Below are 18,294 nucleotides of genomic sequence, written 5' to 3' on the forward strand. Positions count from 1 at the left end.
GATCAGCTCCATCCGGCCCGGGTTCGGCGGCTGGAATACAGCGCCAGCAGCACCAGAAATGAGAACACCAGCATTGCCGCCGCCAGCCAGTGAGCCTGGGCGTATTCCAGGGCTTCGACATGGTCGTAAATCTGCACTGACACCACCCGGGTTTTTTCGGGGATATTGCCGCCGATCATCAGCACCACGCCGAATTCGCCGACGGTGTGGGCGAAGCCGAGGATTGCCGCAGTGATAAAACCGGGGCGGGCCAAGGGCAGGATGACACTCAAAAACGTATCCCAGGGACCCGCCCGCAAAGTGGCCGCCACTTCCAGGGGGCGACGGCCGATGGCGGAGAATGCGTTCTGCAATGGCTGCACCACAAACGGCATGGAATAGATCACCGAGCCGATCACCAGCCCGGTGAAACTGAAGGTGAGGGTGCCCAGCCCGACGGCCTGGGTGAATTGGCCGATCCAGCCGTTGGGGCCCAGGGCGAGCAACAGGTAAAAGCCGATCACCGTGGGCGGCAGCACCAACGGCAGGGCCACCACCGCGCCCACCGGCCCGCGCAGCCAGGACTGGGTTCGTGACAGCCACAGGGCGATAGGCGTGCCGATGAGCAGCAGGATCACCGTGGTCAGCGACGCCAGTTTCAGGGTCAGCCAGATGGCGGCGTAGTCGGCACTGGTCAGTGGCATTTAGCGTTGATAACCGTAGGCTTGGATGATGGCGGTGGCTTTCGGCCCTTTGAGGTAATCCATGAACGCCGAGGCGGCGGCGTTGTTTCGACCTTTGTTGAGAATCACCGCGTCCTGTTTGATCGGGGCATGCAGTTGGGCGGGGACGATCCATGCCGAACCGCTGGCCAGCTTGCCGTCCTTGTACACCTGGGACAAGGCCACGAAGCCGAGTTCTACGTTGCCGGTAGAAACGAACTGATAGGCCTGGGTGATGTTCTGGCCCTCGACGAGCTTGCCTTTGACCTGCCCGGTCAGCCCCAGCTTATCCAGCACCTGGGTCGCGGCCAGACCGTAGGGCGCGGTTTTCGGGTTGGCGATGGCCAGGTGCTGGAAGCCGTCGCCCTTGAGCACCTGGCCCTGGCTGTCGACATAACCGCCCTTGGCCGACCACAGCGCCAGCGTGCCGACAGCGTAGGTGAAGCGCGAACCCTTGACGGTGTCGCCTTCGCTTTCGAGCCTGGCCGGGGTGGTGTCGTCGGCGGCGAGGAAGACTTCGAACGGTGCGCCGTTCTTGATCTGCGTGTAGAACTGCCCGGTCGCGCCATAGGCCGCCACCAGCGTGTGGCCGGTGTCTTTCGCGAAACCGGCGGCGATGGCCTGGAGGGGGGCGGTGAAATTGGAGGCCACGGCCACCTGCACTTCATCGGCCTGGACGCTGCTCATGGAAAACAGCGTGGCCAGCAACAGCGGGGCGAAGCGAGTGAAGTGCATGAGGGCTCCGTAAGGTGGGGTTCGCTATATACGGAAATATATAGCGAATGGCTGGCAAACGGAACGCATGTTTTTGCAGGGGGCAGTGGCGGCGATGTTGAGTGTGCCGCCGCCATCGCGAGCAAGCTCGCTCCCACATGGATCTGTGGCGAACACAACATCTGGGCACACCACTGGACCTGTGGGAGCGGGCTTGCTCGCGAAGACGGCGGTACATTCAACATTTCTATTGGCTGACCCACCGCTTTCGCGAGCAAGCCCGCTCCCACAGGGGTTCTGGTGTGGCAGCAAGATGCGTGTTCGCCACAGATCCATGTGGGAGCGAGCTTGCTCGCGATAGCGACCGTCAGGACCGCCCACGGCCGTTCAGTTGGACCAGTGCCTCTTCGGCCAACCGCCGGGTCAGCTCGGCAGTCGACAATTCCCGGCCCAGGGGGAATGCCTGGCCGGCCCAGAGATTGCTGAAGTCTGCTTCGTTCTTGGCGCGCAGTGGCATCAACGCACCGCCCGCCAGGGGGAATGCCGGCGCCATCGGGCTCATTGGCCCGATCTCGCGCATCACCCGGTTGACGATGCCCCGGGCCGGGCGGCCGGTGAACAGGTTGGTGACAGCGGTTTGACTTTCCTTGGCCGTGCGCAGCGCCCGGTGATGGGACGGGCTGATCTTGGCCTCGGGCGTGAACAGATAGGCGCTGCCCAGTTGCACCGCCGATGCGCCCAGCGCAAACGCCGCGACGATGCCCCGCGCATCGCCAATACCGCCCGCAGCGATCACCGGCACGCTCACCGCATCCACCACCTGGGGCAGCAAGGCAAACAGGCCGACCTGGGTGTTGAGGTCGTCACTGAGGAACATCCCGCGATGGCCGCCGGCTTCATAACCCATGGCGATGATTGCGTCGCAACCGTGCTGTTCCAGCCAGAGGGCTTCCTCGACGGTGGTGGCTGAGGACAGGACTTTGGCACCGGTGGCTTTCACCCGGTCCAGCAGGGATTTTTCCGGCAGGCCGAAGTGAAAGCTGACCACTTCAGGCCGCATCTGCTCCAGCACCCGACAGGCGGCATCATCGAACGGCGTGCGATTGGACACTGGCGTCGGCGCGTCGAAGTCGGCGCCCAGCTCTTCGTAGTAGGGTTTGAGGTGTTGCTTCCAGGCCACGATGCGCTGTTCGTCGAACACGGGTGGCTGGTGACAGAAAAAATTCACGTTGAACGGCTTGTCGGTCTGTTCGCTGATCGTCGTCAGCGCCTGACGCAATTGCTCGACATCCAGCATCGCCGCCGGCATCGAACCCAATCCGCCGGCATTGCAGGCGGCGATCACCATGGCCGGCCCCGTCACTCCGGCCATCGGCCCTTGGATAATGGGCAGCTCGATGCCAAGCAGGTCAAGAATGCGAGTGTCTGGCCACTGGCTCATGTACGGGTCTCCGACGGCAGAAGGAAAGAGGGTTTTTAGCAGGTGTGGCCCAGGCGGGGCCAGTCGAGTTTTTCAATCGGATGCGGCAACTTGATCCCGACCGCGAGCGGGTTACCATGCGGGCTTCATTTCTCAAGGAGCCTGACCCATGGACGTCAAACTCAAGGCAGTCGAACCCTTCACCGTGGCCGGCCTGCAGGTACACACGCGCAACGCTGACGAACAGCAGCCCGACACGGCACGGATCGGCCCGATGTGGCAGCAGTTCTTCACCGAAGGGCTGTTCGACAAGATTCCCGCCAGACAGTCGGAGTCGTTTGTCTACGGGGTCTATTCCCGCTATGAGTCCGACGCCACCGGGTACTTTGATGTGACGGCCGGGGTACAGGTGGATGCGACCAGCGCAGGCTACGCCGCCGTGGACATCGAGGGCGGGGATTACCTGGTGTTTTCGGCCAAGGGGCCGATGCCCGACTGCGTGATCCAGACCTGGGGCCTGATCTGGGCATATTTCGCGGATAACCCGCAAACCCTGCGCCGCTTCACCACCGATTTCGAGGTCTACAGCGGCCCCGACTCGGTGGCGATCTACATCGGCGTTCAGTCCGCGGACGAGCGTTCCAGCGCCAGCAACTGACGCTTGCGCTCCACGCCCCAGCGATAGCCCGACAGGTTGCCGTCGCTGCGCACCACCCGGTGGCAGGGGATCGCCACCGCCAGACTGTTAGCCCCGCAGGCCTGGGCCACGGCGCGCACGGCTTTAGGCATGCCGATGCGCTGGGCGATCTCGGCGTAGCTGGCGGTGCTGCCCGGCGGAATATCCCGCAGGGCTTGCCAGACCCGTTCCTGGAACGCCGTGCCTTGCAGGTCCAGCGGCAGGTCCAGGCCCAGGGCCGGTGCCTCGATAAAGCCCACCACTTGGGCGATCAACTGCTCGAAGTCGCGGTCGGCTCCGATCAGGTTGGCGCGGCGGAATTTGTCTTGCAGGTCCCGCACCAGTGCGTCCGGATCATCCCCCAGCAGGATCGCGCACACCCCGCGTTCGCTTTGCGCCACCAGAATCGCCCCCAGGGAGCATTGGCCGACGGCGAAACGGATGTCGGTGTTCTGCCCGGCGGCGCGGTAATCGGCGGGTTTCATGCCCAGCACGTTGTCGGCGGCTTCATAAAAGCGACTGTTGGAATTGAAACCGGCGTCGTACAGCGCTTGGGTGATCGATCCACCATTGCTCAAGCGTTCGCGCACCTTGCGCGAGCGGTGGGCGGCGGCATAGCCCTTGGGCGTCAGACCGGTGACGGCCTTGAACACCCGGTGAAAATGAAAGGGACTCAAGCCTGCGCTTTGCGCCAGTTCATGGAGCCCAGGCAGTTCTTCGGCGGCCTCGATCTGCCGGCAGGCGGCCGCGACCCGGGCCGCTTGTTGGGCGGCGATCTGGGTCTGGTCCCTGGCCACGCGCTTGCTGGGACGATAACCCGCCGCCTGGGCCTGTTCCGGCGTGTCGAAAAATTCCACGTTACGCGGGTTGGGCAGGCGCGACAGGCTGCTGGGGTGGCAATAGATGCCGGTGGTTTTCACGCCATAGACGAATTGCCCGTCGGCGCGCGGATCCCGGGCAAGCACGGCGGCCCAGCGAGGATCCTGTTCAGCGGTGAGGGTGTTCGAAGTGCTGTTCATGGTCGTTATGTCCATTGGCCCGTTTTGGCTAAGGTAGCGAGCCTGTGAGAGGGCAACACTCCGGGTCTTGCGGTTGAATTCTGCGCCTTCACCCGGCGGTGCGAAACGTCAGGTTGATGCGCTGGGCGCCCAGCGTCGGATGCTGGCCTTGCTTGAGCGGCAGCACGCCGTGGTAACGCATCCGGTCCACGCCGCCCCAGACCACGATGTCGCCATGGAACAACGGGACGCGCAGGCTCTTGTCGCTGCGCTCGAAGCCGCCGAATTGAAACACTGCCGGCAAGCCCAGGGACATCGAGACGATAGGGGCGGTGAGTTGGCGTTCGTTCTTGTCTTGATGCAAAGACATCCGTGCGCCGGGCACGTAGCGGTTGATCAGGCAGGAATCCGGCTCGAAGTGCTCGAACTGCGCCTGTCGGGCAGCGGCCTGGGCCAGTTCGCGGAACACCGCTGGCATGTCGGGCCAGGGCAGGCCGGTCTGTGGGTCGTGGGCCGTGTAGCGATAGCCACTGCGGTCGGTGGTCCAGCCCAACGCCCCGCAACTGCTCAGGGCCACCGACATGGTAAAGCCACCGGGCGTGACCATCTGCCGGAACGGCGCGGCCAGCAACACCGCTTCCAGGGCCGGCAGCAAACGGTCGAGCCAGGGCAGGGCGAACCCGCGCAACACAAACGATTGCTCACCGATCTGTTCGGTCAGGCCGGGTGTCGTCGGCGTCTCGTCGGCGAACAGGTCCAGGGTGATCGGGGTGTCGTTATTGCGCATCATGAAAAATGATTCCAAGTGTATGCCGGCTACCGCTGTGCACGCGGCTGACGCCATGGCGCATGTTCACTCGATAATAACCGCGAACGCCTTTGACCGGCCGTTGATGCACGGCAAATACCAGGGCATCGCCCTGTTTCAGATCGATGACCTGCGGCCGCGATTGCATGCGCGGACGCTGCTCGGTCAGCACGAACTCACCACCGCTGAAATCCCGCCCCGGTTCCGACAACAGGATCGCCACCTGCAGCGGGAACACCTGCTCGCCGTACAGGTCCTGGTGCAGGCAGTTGTAATCCTGGGGGCCGTATTGCAGCAACAACGGCGTAGGACGCCGTTGCCCGGCGGCGTGACAGCGCTGAATAAAGTCGGCGTGCAGGTCGGGGTAGCGCACTTCAAGGCCCATGCATTCATTCCAGCGGTTCGCCAGCGGCACCAGCCTCGAATACAACGCCTCACGCAGTTGCTGGACGATATCGGGCAATGGATAGCGAAAATACTGATACTCGCCGCGTCCGAATCCATGGCGGGCCATGATCACCTTCGAGCGGAAAAGGTCGGGTTCGGCGTATAGGCCACTGAGTGTCTGGCATTGCGAGGCTGGCAGCAGATTACGAATGATTACGCTGCCGTCCTGGTCGAGGTTTTGTTCAAGGGAGAGCCAATCAAGGCCGTCTATGTGTTGTGTCAGCGAGGGGGCTTGCAGGATAGCGGACATGCGCACAAACCTTAGTGGGAAAGGTTGGCCAGTCTGGGGAGTATCCTGGTTGTTGACACTCCGGAGCTTGCGATCAATGTCTGCCGAAGGGCTGGCGGTGATCCGTGCTAGCCGGGCACAGCCCTGTGGCGAGGGAGCTTGCTCCCGCTCGGTTGCGCAGCGACCGCCCCAGGGGCCTGCTGCGCAGTCCAGCGGGAGCAAGCTCCCTCGCCACCGAGATCCAACGAAATTTTTACAGTGCTTTGCTGACGCTGACGTCGCTGATCGCATCATCGGTCTGGTCATGCATCGCCCGCAGCGCCGCCATGGCTTCGTCCACTGTACCGGTTTGCAGTTGCGCGAATTCGAAGCGGCGTTCGCCGTTGAGCTTGTACTTGATGACGTATTTGGTTGTCTGGGCCACGGTTTTGCCTGTCTTGAAGGGCGATGCTCAGCTCAGTTTCGAGCTGGACCGCCGGATGATTTTGATTTTGTGGGTCAGGGTCGGCTTGCGCGTGACGCTGATGGCACGGCGGTTGACGGTGTCGATGGTGATGTTCCAGAAACCGGTACTCGGTGCGGTGATCCTGGCCGGGAACGTGTCGAACGCGCCGCCGTGATAAGTGTGCCGGCCGCCGTTCTTGAAGCTGCGGAAGTTGGCGTCGTTCATCAAGCGGATGTTGCACATTTGCGAGCATTCGATGACGACGATATCGTCTTCGTTGAGGTGCTCGCGCTGGTGAATGAATTTCATGGGCGCCTCCAAAAGGGCTTTTTCTACCAAATCAAAACGATAGCAAGGTCAATGCCGCGCAGTTTATCAGCACCGGGTGCTAATATCCGGCCTGCGCCCCACGCTTTGTTCATTTATCGCAGGATGCGCAAAAAAACACACAGGGCGCTGGAGAAAACCAGCATTTGCACTGTCGGAGGATCTTTATCGGAGGAATCATATGAAGCGCAGCGTGTGGGTGTTGGCATTGGCCATAAGTGGATGTGCATCGGTATCGGACATCAACCAGACGCCGCCCACCATGAATGTCATCTCCGGAAAGAAGCCTCAGGAATACGCCAAGTGCGTCGCCGACGAACTGGCCAGCACCCGTGGTCCGTTGCAAATGGAACCGCACAAGAATGGCGTCCGTTTGATCGTCCCTGGAAAATTGTCGACGCTGCCGGCGGCGGTGTTCGACATTGACGAGCGCTCCAGCGGCAGCAGCATCAAGCTGCACGAGAGCTTGTCCAACGTGCCTGTGCGCCCGGGTGATGTGCAGGACGCGGCCAACGCCTGTATTTCCGGTTGAGCCAGCGCTCGGCCTGACGAGCAGGCCGGGCATCGGATAAACTGCTGCCTTCGACAAAAAATGCCGCCACGGCCGACGTTGGCGGCATTGTCATTTATGGAGCCAGTCGATGAAGCGCGAGCAGGTGCGTGAGCGCCATGCAGAAGGTCTTATCTGCGCCACCCATGTGATTCAGAACCCGGCGAACTCGGGGGAGTGGATCGTCTTTTTCAAGAAAAGCGCAGGACGCAGTTTTTTTCTGGTGGATGACCAGGACGAAGTGGAGTCCTTCAGTCGTCTCGACGACCTGATCGAGATCATCCGCGGCCTGGGGATCAAGTTCGCCGAGATCCACATCTGAGTGTCAGGACACTCGTTTACTTGCACACCACCAGGACGCTGCGACTGGTGAAGTTGCCGACATCGACGCCCAGGGTCTTTTCGCTTTCCTTGGCTTGCGGCGTGCCATCGGTGCCCACAATGCGGTAGCCGGTGCCGGCACAGGAGGCGTCAGCCTTTTCATAACAGGTGGCCCAGGAGTTCGCTTCGCCCGAGCAATCGATGGTCAGGCCTTGTTCGCCGCTGTTCAGGTAGGTTTTTTCGGCTGTGGCACAGCCCGTCAGGGCCAGGACTGCAAACAGCGCCAGAAATTTTTTCATGGAATCGTCATCGAGAAGGAAGGGGCTGGCGCGAGATTATAGCTAATGGCCATTTCGGTACAGATAAACAAAGCCTCGTTCCATGTCCGGCGACATTTACTTGAGGCTTGTCCCGTTACTTTTTGCGACGGGGGCTGCGCGCGGGGGCCGTTTCACGCTCTTTTGCCGCCGGAGCAGAGCGCTCGTCCTGAAACACGGCGGCCACTTCAACTGCCATCGCTTTGCTGGGCAAGGGGCCGGCGACCTGTTCACCGTGGTAGTTGATAATCCACCACTGACCGTCTTTGTCCTGGCTGACCGAATAACCGTTTGCGTTTTTTGTTGCCGACATCTAGCTGCCTCATTGGCGGGATCAAGAGCGCCATGATACGTCAAATGCTCGCAAACAGCGCCCATGAGCGTACAGTGAGACCGCCTGGCTATCGCAATGAAAGCCGATTGAACTATCCGCCATTTTTTATTTCTCTATGATGGCACCGGTTGGCCAGCCCGGGCATTGTAAGGTGCCTGCGGCCTGATTAGACTGCGCCGAAACTCGTACACACCGCCTTTTCAAGGACTTATATGATCAAGAAATGCTTGTTCCCAGCAGCCGGTTACGGTACTCGCTTCCTGCCAGCGACTAAAGCCATGCCCAAAGAGATGCTGCCGGTGGTGAACAAGCCACTGATCCAGTACGGCGTCGAAGAGGCCCTGGCTGCCGGCCTGACGGAAATCTCCATCGTCACCGGCCGTGGCAAGCGCGCCCTGGAAGATCATTTCGACATCAGCTACGAGTTGGAAAACCAGATCAAGGGCACCGATAAAGAGAAATACCTGGTCGGCATCCGCAAGCTGCTGGACGAATGTTCGTTCTCCTACACCCGTCAGACCGAAATGAAAGGCCTGGGGCACGCGATTCTGACCGGTCGCCCGCTGATCGGTGACGAACCCTTCGCCGTGGTCCTGGCGGATGACCTGTGCGTCAACCTCGAAGGCGACGGCGTGTTGACCCAGATGGTCAAGTTGTACAAGCAGTTCCGCTGCTCCATCGTGGCGATCCAGGAAGTCGATCCGCAGGAAACCAACAAGTACGGCGTGATCGCCGGCGAAATGATCCGCGACGACATCTACCGGGTCCACAGCATGGTTGAAAAACCAAAGCCTGAAGATGCGCCGTCGAACCTGGCGATCATCGGCCGCTACATCCTGACCCCGGACATCTTCGACCTGATCGAACAGACCGAGCCCGGCAAGGGCGGTGAAATCCAGATCACCGACGCCCTGATGAAGCAGGCCCAGAACGGCTGCGTCATGGCCTACAAATTCAAAGGCAAGCGTTTCGACTGCGGTGGCGCCGAAGGCTACATCGACGCAACCAACTTCTGCTTCGAGAATTTCTACAAGACCGGCAAGGCATACTGATCGCCCACGCCGCCCCTTGAAAAACGCCCCGACTGGTTCGGGGCGTTTTTTTGTCTGGAAAATGCTCTCACATCAACGAAACCCCTGTGGGAGCGGGCTTGCTCGCGAAGAGGGCGGTACAGCCAACATCAATGTCGCTTGACGCACCGCTTTCGCGAGCAAGCCCGCTCCCACAGGGATTGCGCTTAAAGTGAGCATTGCTGCCTCGCGTGAAAACAGCAGGTATGCTGATGGCCTGCCGAAGGAGATAGAAGATGGCCTACGATTTTGACTTGTATGTGATTGGTGCCGGTTCCGGCGGTGTTCGGGCTGCGCGGTTTGCGGCCGGTTTCGGGGCCAAGGTGGCCGTGGCGGAGAGCCGCTACCTGGGCGGTACCTGCGTGAACGTGGGGTGTGTGCCGAAGAAACTGCTGGTCTACGGTGCGCATTATGCCGAGGACCTCGAGCAAGCGTCGGCCTATGGCTGGACGACGGGAGAAGCGAGTTTCGACTGGGCCACGCTGATCGACAACAAGGATCGGGAAATCAATCGCCTCAACGGGATATACCGTAACCTGCTGGTCAACAGCGGTGTGGTGTTGCACGAGGGGCACGCCAGGCTCACCGGGCCCCATGAGGTCGAGATCAACGGCCAGCGCTACACCGCCGAACACATTATGATCGCCACCGGTGGCTGGCCGGTGATACCGGACATCCCGGGCCGTGAGTACGCCATCAGCTCCAACGAGGCGTTCTTTCTCAAAGAGCTGCCCAAGCGCGTCATCGTCGTCGGCGGTGGCTACATTGCCGTGGAGTTCGCCGGGATTTTCCATGGCATGGGCGCGCAGACGTCGTTGCTGTACCGCGGTGAGTTGTTCCTGCGCGGCTTTGATGGCGCGGTACGCAAGCATCTGGCCGAAGAACTGAGCCGTCGTGGCCTGGATCTGCAATTCAACGCGGACATCAAACGCATCGAAAAACTGGACGACGGCAGCCTGGAGGTGGAGCTCAAGGATGGTCGCATACTGGCCACCGATTGCGTGTTCTACGCCACCGGCCGACGGCCGATGCTCGACAATCTCGGCCTTGAACACACGGCTGTCACACTGGACGAGAAGGGCTTCGTCAAGGTCAACGAAAAGTACGAGACCGCCGAGCCATCGATCCTGGCCATTGGCGATGTCATCGGTCGCGTACAACTCACTCCCGTTGCCCTGGCTGAAGGCATGGCAGTGGCGCGTCGCCTGTTCAAGCCCGAGCAATATCGCCTGGTGGATTACCGGATGATCCCCACGGCAGTGTTCAGCTTGCCGAATATTGGCACGGTGGGCCTGACCGAAGAGCAGGCCAGGGAGGAGGGGCATGACGTTCAGGTTTTCGAAAGCCGCTTCCGCCCGATGAAACTGACCCTCACCGACTGCCAGGAGCGCACGCTGATGAAGCTGGTGGTGGATGCCCGCACGGACAAAGTGCTGGGTTGCCACATGGTCGGGCCGGATGCCGGGGAAATTGTCCAGGGGCTTGCCATCGCGCTCAAGGCGGGCGCCACCAAGCGCGATTTTGACGAGACCATCGGCGTACACCCGACTGCCGCCGAGGAATTCGTCACGATGCGAACCCCAACCGCCTGACACTGCAGGCGCTATGCAGAAGCTATGTAGGAGCCCGTGAGACCTGCGTGTAGGAGCTGACGAGTGCAACGAGGCTGCGATCTTTCCCCAGCCCATTGAGTCCCAAGCGAACCCCAACAGCTCCAACGCAAGATCAAGATCAAAAGATCGCAGGCTTCGCCAGCTCCTACAGATTTTTTCTATCTATATAGATTCCTGATAGGCAAAACCAATCATTCACATGAGGTTTGCCAATGAGCCTGCCGGGGGATGAGTGGTTAAGATTCACGCCATCAACTTTTCAACCCCTGACGGAGAGTCATAGATGCCTATCATCAACAGCCAAGTTAAACCGTTCAACGCTACCGCTTTCAAAAACGGCGAGTTCGTCCAGGTTTCGGATGCCGACCTGAAAGGCAAGTGGTCCGTGGTGTTCTTCTACCCGGCCGACTTCACCTTCGTTTGCCCAACCGAGCTGGAAGACCTGGCCGACAACTACGCTGAATTCAAGAAGCTGGGTGTCGAAATCTACAGCGTCTCCACCGACACTCACTTTGCTCACGCTGCCTGGCACAACACCTCGCCAGCCATTGGCAAGATCCAGTACACCATGATCGGTGACCCGACCCACGTCATCTCCCGCAACTTCGACGTGCTGATCGAAGAAGTTGGCCTGGCTGACCGCGGTACTTTCGTGATCAACCCTGAAGGTCAGATCAAGATCGTTGAAATCAACGACGGTGGTGTAGGCCGTGACGCTTCCGAGCTGCTGCGCAAGGTCAAGGCTGCTCAGTACGTTGCCGCTCACCCGGGCGAAGTCTGCCCAGCCAAGTGGAAAGAAGGCGAGGCCACTCTGGCGCCGTCCCTGGACCTGGTCGGCAAGATCTAAGTCTGTGCGTCATCCGAGGGCGATCCGCTCTTAACCAAGCAAGCCGCTTCGCCCCAAAAAACGCCCGGGCGAGATTCGCTCGGGCGTTGTTTTTTCTGAAATTCAAAAAATGGAAATCGCCCGTATGTTGGACGCCAATCTTAAAGCTCAGTTGAAGTCATACCTGGAACGGGTCACCCAGCCGATCGAGATCGTCGCCTCCCTCGACGACGGTGCGAAATCCCAGGAAATGCTCGCGTTACTCAAAGACGTTGCCAGTCTTTGTGACCAGATTACCTTGCTCGACAACGGCACCGATGCGCGTAAGCCATCGTTTTCGTTGAATCGCCCGGGCGCCGATATCAGCCTGCGTTTTGCCGGTATCCCCATGGGCCACGAATTCACTTCGCTGGTGCTGGCCTTGCTGCAAGTTGGCGGACACCCTTCGAAGGCCAGTGTCGAGGTTATCGAACAGATCCGCTCCCTTAAGGGCGAGTTCAACTTCGAGACATACTTCTCGCTGTCCTGCCAGAACTGCCCGGACGTGGTCCAGGCGCTGAACCTGATGGCGGTGCTGAACCCGAACATCCGCCACGTCGCCATCGACGGCGCGCTGTTCCAGGCCGAGGTCGACGAGCGCCAGATCATGGCTGTGCCAAGTGTTTACCTCAACGGTGTGAACTTCGGCCAGGGCCGCATGGGCCTGGAAGAAATTCTTGCCAAGATCGACACCAGCGGTATCGAGCGCCAGGCTGAAAAGATCAGCGCCAAGGATGCGTTCGATGTGCTGGTGGTGGGCGGTGGCCCAGCCGGCGCTTCAGCGGCTATCTATGCAGCCCGTAAAGGCATCCGCACCGGTGTCGCGGCCGAGCGTTTCGGCGGTCAGGTGCTCGACACCATGGCCATCGAAAACTTCATCTCGGTGCAGGAAACCGAAGGGCCGAAACTGGCCGTCGCCCTGGAAGAGCACGTCAAGCAGTACGACGTGGACATCATGAACCTGCAACGCGCCGATGCATTGGTGCCAGGCAAGGATGGCGCGCTGCACGAAATCAAATTCGCCAGCGGTGCGAGCCTCAAGGCCAAGACCGTGATCCTGGCGACCGGTGCCCGCTGGCGCGAAATGAACGTGCCGGGCGAGCAGCAATACCGCAACAAGGGCGTGGCGTACTGCCCGCACTGTGACGGCCCGCTGTTCAAAGGCAAGCGTGTGGCGGTGATTGGCGGTGGTAACTCCGGTGTAGAAGCGGCCATTGACCTGGCCGGTATCGTCGCCCACGTCACGTTGTTGGAGTTCGATGTGCAACTACGTGCCGACGCGGTGTTGCAGCGCAAACTGCACAGCTTGCCGAACGTGACCGTGATCACCAACGCCCAGACCACCGAAGTGACGGGCGATGGTCAGAAGGTCAACGGTTTGCGCTACAAAGACCGCCCAAGCGGTGAAGTGCGGGACGTGGCGCTGGAAGGGATCTTCGTGCAGATCGGCCTGTTGCCCAACACCGATTGGCTCAAAGGCACCGTCGAGCTGTCGCCACGTGGCGAGATTATTGTCGATGCCCGCGGTGAAACCTCGATCCCGGGTGTGTTCGCCGCCGGTGACGTGACGACTGTTCCGTACAAGCAGATCGTGATCGCCGTAGGCGAGGGGGCCAAGGCTTCGCTGAGCGCCTTCGACCACCTGATCCGCACCTCCGCGCCGGCATAAATAGAGAGCCGACAGCAGGAAAAACAAAACCCCATGGGCCAGTGCTCATGGGGTTTTGTTTTTTGGATTACGCATTACCTTGTGGGAGCGAGCTTGCTCGCGATTGCGATCTGTCTGGTACATCTATGTTGAATGTGCTGCCGCTATCGCGAGCTGGCTCGCTCCCACAGGATTTTTGTTGGCCACAACCCTACGATGGGGCTTACAGCGGCGCGGGCTGAATGATTTCGACCCAGTAGCCATCCGGGTCCTTGATGAACGCCAGGCTTTTCATGCGACCGTCGCTCAGGCGTTTCTGGAAGTCGCAGCCCAGCGCTTCGAAGCGCTCGCAAGCGGCCACGACGTCCGGGACCGAGATGCAGATGTGGCCGAACCCGCGCGGGTCAGTGTTGCCGTTGTGGTAGGCGAACGCCGGGTCGCTTTCGGTGCCGTGGTTGTGGGTCAGCTCCAGAATGCCGGGGATGGATTTCATCCATTCGGTACGCTGTGCAGCGTCGGCCGGAATCTGGCTTTTGTCCACCAAGGCAAGGAAGTACAGGCTGAATTCGGCTTCCGGGAAGTCGCGCTTTTCCACCAGGGAAAAACCCAACACTCGGGTGTAGAAATCCAGGGATTTGGTGATGTCCTTGACCCGCAGCATGGTGTGGTTGAAGACAAATTTGGCCGTGGCGGTATCGGGTTGGGCGGTGACGCCAGGGACAGTGTTGAGTTCGTGCAGGCTCATGGGCCCTCCGGAAAGTAAGTGGGGCAAACGGCATCGCAATGTTGCTGCGACGGTCCTGGGCTTGCGCTAAACGGCTTCCTTGCAGGTGCCCCCATGATACGCAAGGGGCGCGGCCTCGCCAAACGCCTCTGGCTATTGCTTGCCTGGGCGGCGAGCTTCAGACTTTACGCATCGTCCTTGAGTGCAATGCAATGATTCGACTGTTCCTTTCGCTGTTTGTCTTGCTGCTGGTCGCGACGGCGGGTGTCGCTGCTCAGGCGGCCGAACCGCAGGTCGCCTGGCCCCCAGGCTGGGTCATTGAACCGTTGCCCGTTGATGCAGGCACCTCGTCGGCAGTGCCGGGGACGACCCGGCAACGGGCGACAAAGAGTGATTCTGCGGGCACGGCGGTGATGGTCATGGAACTGACCACCACGCCCATCGAGCCGGGTCATCAAGTCAACTTGCAAGGCGTGTTACTGGAAATGCGCAAGTCAATTCAGAAGGACTTTTATCAGAGCGGTTATCAAAGTGTGTGTAATAAAATTCATGCTTCGATGTTGGGCGACGTTGCCGCACTGGAGACCACTTGCACCATCACGCAAAATGGCCGGCACGTGTTATCTCAAACACTCGTCGCTGCACTAAAGGAGGGCAGGGCGAATGTGCTGTCGTACGCGGGACAAGCTCAGGAGTTTGTAGCAAACCAGGATGAAATACAGTCGGTACGAAATAGCCTGAAACTATAGACCCCTCGGCATTAGAATCATTTAGTCCAGAAATTTTTCCCATAAAAAACCCTGAGCAGGCTCAGGGTTTTTTATTCAACCCGTTTTCAGCTGCGCAACCAGGTGTCTACGGTTTTTGCCCCGTACTGTTCTTTCCAGGCTTTCAGGCCTCGATGGTTGCCGCCTTTGGTTTCGATCAGTTCACCGGTGTGCGGGTTCTGGTACACCTTGACCACTCGCGCACGGCGGGTTTTGACAGGCTTGGTCGAGGGCAGGCCCCCCTTGGCCGGGTTCGGGTCGAGAATCGCGATGACGTCGCGCAGGCTCTTGCCGTAGGTTTTCATCAGTCCCTGGAGCTTCTCTTCGAATTCGATTTCTTTCTTGAGCCCGGCATCATTTTTCAGCTTTTCCAGCTGTTTGAGTCGCTCTTGAAGGTCCTGTTCTGCTTTACGAAATTCAGCGAGTCTGGACAATATCGTTACTCCAATCAGAATATTTGGCAGATACCAACCGCAAACAAAGCTATAAGCCAAGTGCCTTGAAGCGACTCGGTGATAATCACGCTCCTGTTATCGGGTACCGCTGAAAAAATTGTAGTAGTGAATCGGAAAGGTGTAAATCGTAACTTTTTCGTCATGTAACAATAGCCAAGTCTTTTATCATTTTGACTGTGCCCCAAGAAGCGCTGCCGGGCGATGGTTTTCAAGGGCGGTCACGGTCGTAACGAAGTCTGGCGCACTCAGGGGGCGACCAAATAGATAACCCTGTAGAAAGTTCACTCCGTGGGCGGCCAGATAGTCGCTTTGTTCAACCGTTTCGACCCCTTCGGCAACAATGCCCAGGTCCAGCTTGCCCGACAGCTCGATGATGCTGTCAAGGATGTGGCGCGACAGGGCATCGACGCCGATCATCGCCACAAAGCTCTGGTCGATTTTCAGGAAGTCCACGTTGAACTGGCGCAAGTAGCCCAGGCTGGAATGACCCGTGCCGAAGTCGTCGATTGCGATCTTGACCCCCAGTTCGCGCAGTTGCCGGAACAGTTGGTGAGTGGTGGACGTCGGTTCGATCAGCTCGCGCTCGGTCAGTTCCAGCACTAAGGTAATGGCCCCCGGTGGGAACGCCTTCAGAAACTCGCGGCAATCGTGCACCAGTTCCAGATCCTGACAGTGGCGAGCGGTGATGTTGATGCCGACGTGAAAGGGACTTTCCAGCCGCGGGACCAAGGGCGCCAGCAAGCGCATCGTTTGTTGCATCAATGTCCGGGTCATCGGCACGATCAAGCCGCTGTGTTCAGCAAAGGGAATGAACAGGTCCGGCCGCACCAGGCCTTCCTTGGGATGGTTCCAGCGCATCAGCACCTCGACCCCGGCCCAGTGTTTGCTGTCGCCATGCACGACCGGTTGCAGATACGGCACGAATTCCCCGGCCTCAAGCGCACGTTGCAGCTCATGGCTGGGGGACGAGGCGCGCTTCTGCAGCCAGTGCCCGAGCGTTCCGGCGATGACACCGAAGAAGATCAGCAGGCTGAACAGCGGCGGATATTCACGGGTCATGTAGCGCCAGATTTCACCCTCATCGAAGCCGGCTTCAACATTGAAGGCATAGCGCGCTGAGGCCAGGTTGCTGCGGGCGACCGGCAGCGCGGGCAGGGGCGTTTGTCGGACCTTCCCGTCCGGCGTCAGCCAGTTTGGCCCGACTTGCAGCATCAACCGGGTTTCGCCGCCGATCAGACGCAAGACATTGGCCAGGTGATACCCGTCCAGCGTTGCCAATGCCCCTTGTTGCCCTTCATTGAGCCGGTAAATCAGCAGCGCGGTGTCGGGGGTGATCGGGTTGCCGTTCATGAGCCACAACGTGCCCTGATGGTAGGCGTTCGGATCAACCGTCTCTTCGAAAGCGCCAAACAGCGAACTGCAATAGAGGATGTTGTCCCACACCAGATTGGTCGAACGGACGAATGGGCGACGCGTCACCTGTTCGCGCAAGGCCAGTTGCACCGCTTCGCAGGGCTGACCGGCCAGAGGCAATAGTTCACGGGCCGCCAACGCGGTGTTGTCGAGCATCAGCTCAATCTGCCCGACCAACTCTTCGCTGGTCTGTTGGCTCTGTTGCTCCAGTGTCCGTTCGGCCTGCAGGTACAGAATGCCCAGCCCTGACAGTATCGGCAGCACGCCGCAGAGCAGCGTGATCAGGTTGCGACGGGGCCGCTTGCGCAAACGACTGGCGGTCAATGGCATCTGCATAACCTGTGGGGCTGGAGGGACCTGTCCGATAGTGTATCGGGTTGCGGGTGATCAGACTGACTGCTTCGCCAGTTCGATAAACGCCAGCGTAGCGGGCGAGGCCTGGCGGCTGTCCAGTACCGCTAGACCTACCTGACGCGGGACCTGCGGCGACAGCGGCCGCGTGACGAAACGCGGGTTGTCGCCGCCCGGCAGTGAACCTTCGGACACCAGGGTCACGGCCTCGCCGCGACTGACGACATCCAGGGTGCTGAGCAGCTGCGAACACCGATAGCGCACATTCGGTGTAAGCCGGGCCGCGTTGAACAGGCGCGAAACCAGTTCAGAAGAGCCGGCCTCGGTGAGCACGAACGGGTCGTTGCACAGGTCCTTGAGGCTCAGGCTGGCTTGGGCGGCGAGGGGATGAGCGCTGGGCAGCACGGCGACCATCTGGTCTTGCATCAGCGCGAAGGTGTCGAAACGGTCCTCGGGCAGCACCACGAAACCGACGTCGATCCGCCGTTCATCCAGCCACTGGATGACTTGCCGGTCCGGTCCTTCGTCGATATGCACTTCGATTCCCGGGTGCACAGCCCGGTACCGTTGCAGGATGGCGGGCAACAACTTCATCGACGAAGTCGGACCGAACGAGCCGATGCGCAGGGTGCCTCGGCGCATGCCCCGCGCATCGGCGGCTTCCTGGCGCAGGGTGTTGGCCAGCCCGAGCATGGCCCGGGCCCGCAGCAGCAGTTGCCGGCCAATGTCGCTGGGTTCGATGAGACTCTGATGACGCCTGAACAACGCCACGCCCAACTCCTGCTCCAGGGATTTGATGGCGTGGGACACCGCTGACTGGCTGATGCCCAACCGCGTCGCCGCAGCGGTGAAACCGCGCAGCTCGGCGACCAAGGAGAAGATTTCGAGTTGGGTGAGGGTCATGAGGGAATGCTCATTTTACGATGATCAGGTATGAGCTTGATGATGAGGCATCTGCTTCGAATCACAAAGTCATACAGAACCTGTGGCGAGGGGATTTATCCCCGCTGGGCTGCGTAGCGGCCCCAAACCTGACGACTCGGTGTGTCAGGGAGTTCGAGGGGCCGCTTCGCGCCCCAGCGGGGATAAATCCCCTCGCCA

22 protein-coding genes are annotated in these 18,294 nt (G+C 60.1%); 8 read left to right on the forward strand and 14 right to left on the reverse strand.

All coding sequences use genetic code 11. From position 1 onward, the window contains the following. Positions 1–2: 2 nt before the first annotated feature. The 3 genes from modB to AAIS01_RS03895 form a co-directional block, all read right to left on the reverse strand. On the reverse strand, positions 3–683 hold the full coding sequence (gene modB / locus AAIS01_RS03885) for a molybdate ABC transporter permease subunit (RefSeq protein WP_343467878.1): 681 nt from the start codon (positions 681–683) through the stop codon (positions 3–5). Then, positions 684–1,436, reverse strand: coding sequence for a molybdate ABC transporter substrate-binding protein (gene modA, locus AAIS01_RS03890; RefSeq protein ID WP_343467879.1), 753 nt, complete (start codon positions 1,434–1,436; stop codon positions 684–686). A 346-nt stretch (positions 1,437–1,782) separates the two neighbouring features. Next, the gene (locus AAIS01_RS03895; protein ID WP_343467880.1) at positions 1,783–2,856 is read right to left on the reverse strand and encodes an NAD(P)H-dependent flavin oxidoreductase; all 1,074 of its coding nucleotides are present in this window, start codon (positions 2,854–2,856) and stop codon (positions 1,783–1,785) included. Between the two features lie 148 nt (positions 2,857–3,004). Between AAIS01_RS03895 and AAIS01_RS03900 the strand changes: the two genes are divergently transcribed. Continuing rightward, complete coding sequence (locus tag AAIS01_RS03900) at positions 3,005–3,493, forward strand: GyrI-like domain-containing protein (RefSeq protein ID WP_343467881.1); 489 nt, start codon at positions 3,005–3,007, stop codon at positions 3,491–3,493. On the opposite strand, the gene ada is transcribed toward AAIS01_RS03900, so the two are convergent. From ada to AAIS01_RS03925, 5 genes are all read right to left on the reverse strand, one after another. Further along, positions 3,457–4,530, reverse strand: a complete 1,074-nt coding sequence (ada, locus tag AAIS01_RS03905; protein ID WP_343467883.1) for a bifunctional DNA-binding transcriptional regulator/O6-methylguanine-DNA methyltransferase Ada — start codon at positions 4,528–4,530, stop codon at positions 3,457–3,459. The two genes, AAIS01_RS03900 and ada, sit on opposite strands and share 37 nt — an antisense overlap. Before the next feature lie 88 nt (positions 4,531–4,618). Then, positions 4,619–5,299 carry a DNA oxidative demethylase AlkB gene (alkB, locus tag AAIS01_RS03910; protein ID WP_343467884.1) on the reverse strand — a complete coding sequence of 227 codons (681 nt, stop codon included), beginning with the start codon at positions 5,297–5,299 and terminating at the stop codon, positions 4,619–4,621. Continuing rightward, complete coding sequence (locus AAIS01_RS03915; RefSeq protein ID WP_343467885.1) at positions 5,286–6,014, reverse strand: 2OG-Fe(II) oxygenase; 729 nt, start codon at positions 6,012–6,014, stop codon at positions 5,286–5,288. The genes alkB and AAIS01_RS03915 overlap by 14 nt, the downstream gene beginning before the upstream one ends. A gap of 232 nt (positions 6,015–6,246) precedes the next feature. Then, positions 6,247–6,417, reverse strand: coding sequence for a hypothetical protein (locus tag AAIS01_RS03920; RefSeq protein WP_343467886.1), 171 nt, complete (start codon positions 6,415–6,417; stop codon positions 6,247–6,249). A gap of 27 nt (positions 6,418–6,444) precedes the next feature. Next, on the reverse strand, positions 6,445–6,747 hold the full coding sequence (locus AAIS01_RS03925; RefSeq protein ID WP_003182962.1) for a DUF1883 domain-containing protein: 303 nt from the start codon (positions 6,745–6,747) through the stop codon (positions 6,445–6,447). 199 nt (positions 6,748–6,946) lie between these two features. On the opposite strand from AAIS01_RS03925, the gene AAIS01_RS03930 reads away from it, so the two are divergent. Together AAIS01_RS03930 and AAIS01_RS03935 are read left to right on the forward strand one after the other, a co-directional pair. Further along, on the forward strand, positions 6,947–7,297 hold the full coding sequence (locus tag AAIS01_RS03930; RefSeq protein ID WP_343467887.1) for a hypothetical protein: 351 nt from the start codon (positions 6,947–6,949) through the stop codon (positions 7,295–7,297). A 109-nt stretch (positions 7,298–7,406) separates the two neighbouring features. After that, positions 7,407–7,637, forward strand: a complete 231-nt coding sequence (locus AAIS01_RS03935; RefSeq protein WP_343467888.1) for a hypothetical protein — start codon at positions 7,407–7,409, stop codon at positions 7,635–7,637. A gap of 16 nt (positions 7,638–7,653) precedes the next feature. Here the strand turns inward: AAIS01_RS03935 and AAIS01_RS03940 are convergent, their stop codons facing one another. Continuing rightward, a complete protein-coding gene (locus AAIS01_RS03940) occupies positions 7,654–7,935 on the reverse strand; it encodes a hypothetical protein (RefSeq protein ID WP_343467889.1) in 282 nt (93 codons plus the stop codon). Between the two features lie 115 nt (positions 7,936–8,050). Then, positions 8,051–8,266, reverse strand: coding sequence for a hypothetical protein (locus AAIS01_RS03945; RefSeq protein ID WP_214918669.1), 216 nt, complete (start codon positions 8,264–8,266; stop codon positions 8,051–8,053). Between the two features lie 233 nt (positions 8,267–8,499). Between AAIS01_RS03945 and galU the strand changes: the two genes are divergently transcribed. The 4 genes from galU to ahpF all read left to right on the forward strand — a co-directional run bounded on the left by galU (position 8,500) and on the right by ahpF (position 13,504). Next, a complete protein-coding gene (galU, locus tag AAIS01_RS03950) occupies positions 8,500–9,339 on the forward strand; it encodes a UTP--glucose-1-phosphate uridylyltransferase GalU (protein ID WP_047227638.1) in 840 nt (279 codons plus the stop codon). Between the two features lie 254 nt (positions 9,340–9,593). Beyond that, positions 9,594–10,949, forward strand: a complete 1,356-nt coding sequence (gene gorA / locus AAIS01_RS03955) for a glutathione-disulfide reductase (RefSeq protein WP_343467890.1) — start codon at positions 9,594–9,596, stop codon at positions 10,947–10,949. Between the two features lie 304 nt (positions 10,950–11,253). Then, positions 11,254–11,817 (forward strand): alkyl hydroperoxide reductase subunit C, encoded by a 564-nt coding sequence (gene ahpC, locus AAIS01_RS03960; protein WP_047227636.1) that lies wholly within the window; start codon positions 11,254–11,256, stop codon positions 11,815–11,817. A 124-nt stretch (positions 11,818–11,941) separates the two neighbouring features. Then, positions 11,942–13,504, forward strand: coding sequence for an alkyl hydroperoxide reductase subunit F (gene ahpF / locus AAIS01_RS03965; protein WP_343467891.1), 1,563 nt, complete (start codon positions 11,942–11,944; stop codon positions 13,502–13,504). Positions 13,505–13,706: 202 nt separating this feature from the next. On the opposite strand, the gene gloA is transcribed toward ahpF, so the two are convergent. Beyond that, entirely contained in the window at positions 13,707–14,228 is a 522-nt protein-coding gene (gloA, locus tag AAIS01_RS03970; protein WP_343467892.1) for a lactoylglutathione lyase, read from the reverse strand. Between the two features lie 191 nt (positions 14,229–14,419). On the opposite strand from gloA, the gene AAIS01_RS03975 reads away from it, so the two are divergent. Next, entirely contained in the window at positions 14,420–14,956 is a 537-nt protein-coding gene (locus AAIS01_RS03975) for a DUF4946 domain-containing protein (RefSeq protein WP_343467893.1), read from the forward strand. Positions 14,957–15,042: 86 nt separating this feature from the next. On the opposite strand, the gene AAIS01_RS03980 is transcribed toward AAIS01_RS03975, so the two are convergent. The 3 genes from AAIS01_RS03980 to AAIS01_RS03990 all read right to left on the reverse strand — a co-directional run bounded on the left by AAIS01_RS03980 (position 15,043) and on the right by AAIS01_RS03990 (position 18,096). Beyond that, the gene (locus AAIS01_RS03980) at positions 15,043–15,408 is read right to left on the reverse strand and encodes a histone-like nucleoid-structuring protein, MvaT/MvaU family (RefSeq protein ID WP_214918658.1); all 366 of its coding nucleotides are present in this window, start codon (positions 15,406–15,408) and stop codon (positions 15,043–15,045) included. 186 nt (positions 15,409–15,594) lie between these two features. Next, the gene (locus AAIS01_RS03985) at positions 15,595–17,172 is read right to left on the reverse strand and encodes an EAL domain-containing protein (RefSeq protein WP_343467895.1); all 1,578 of its coding nucleotides are present in this window, start codon (positions 17,170–17,172) and stop codon (positions 15,595–15,597) included. A 57-nt stretch (positions 17,173–17,229) separates the two neighbouring features. Continuing rightward, positions 17,230–18,096, reverse strand: a complete 867-nt coding sequence (locus tag AAIS01_RS03990; protein ID WP_343467896.1) for a LysR family transcriptional regulator — start codon at positions 18,094–18,096, stop codon at positions 17,230–17,232. Positions 18,097–18,294 lie beyond the last annotated feature (198 nt).

The organism is Pseudomonas halotolerans (assembly GCF_039581215.1).
Lineage (GTDB): Bacteria > Pseudomonadota > Gammaproteobacteria > Pseudomonadales > Pseudomonadaceae > Aquipseudomonas > Aquipseudomonas tehranensis.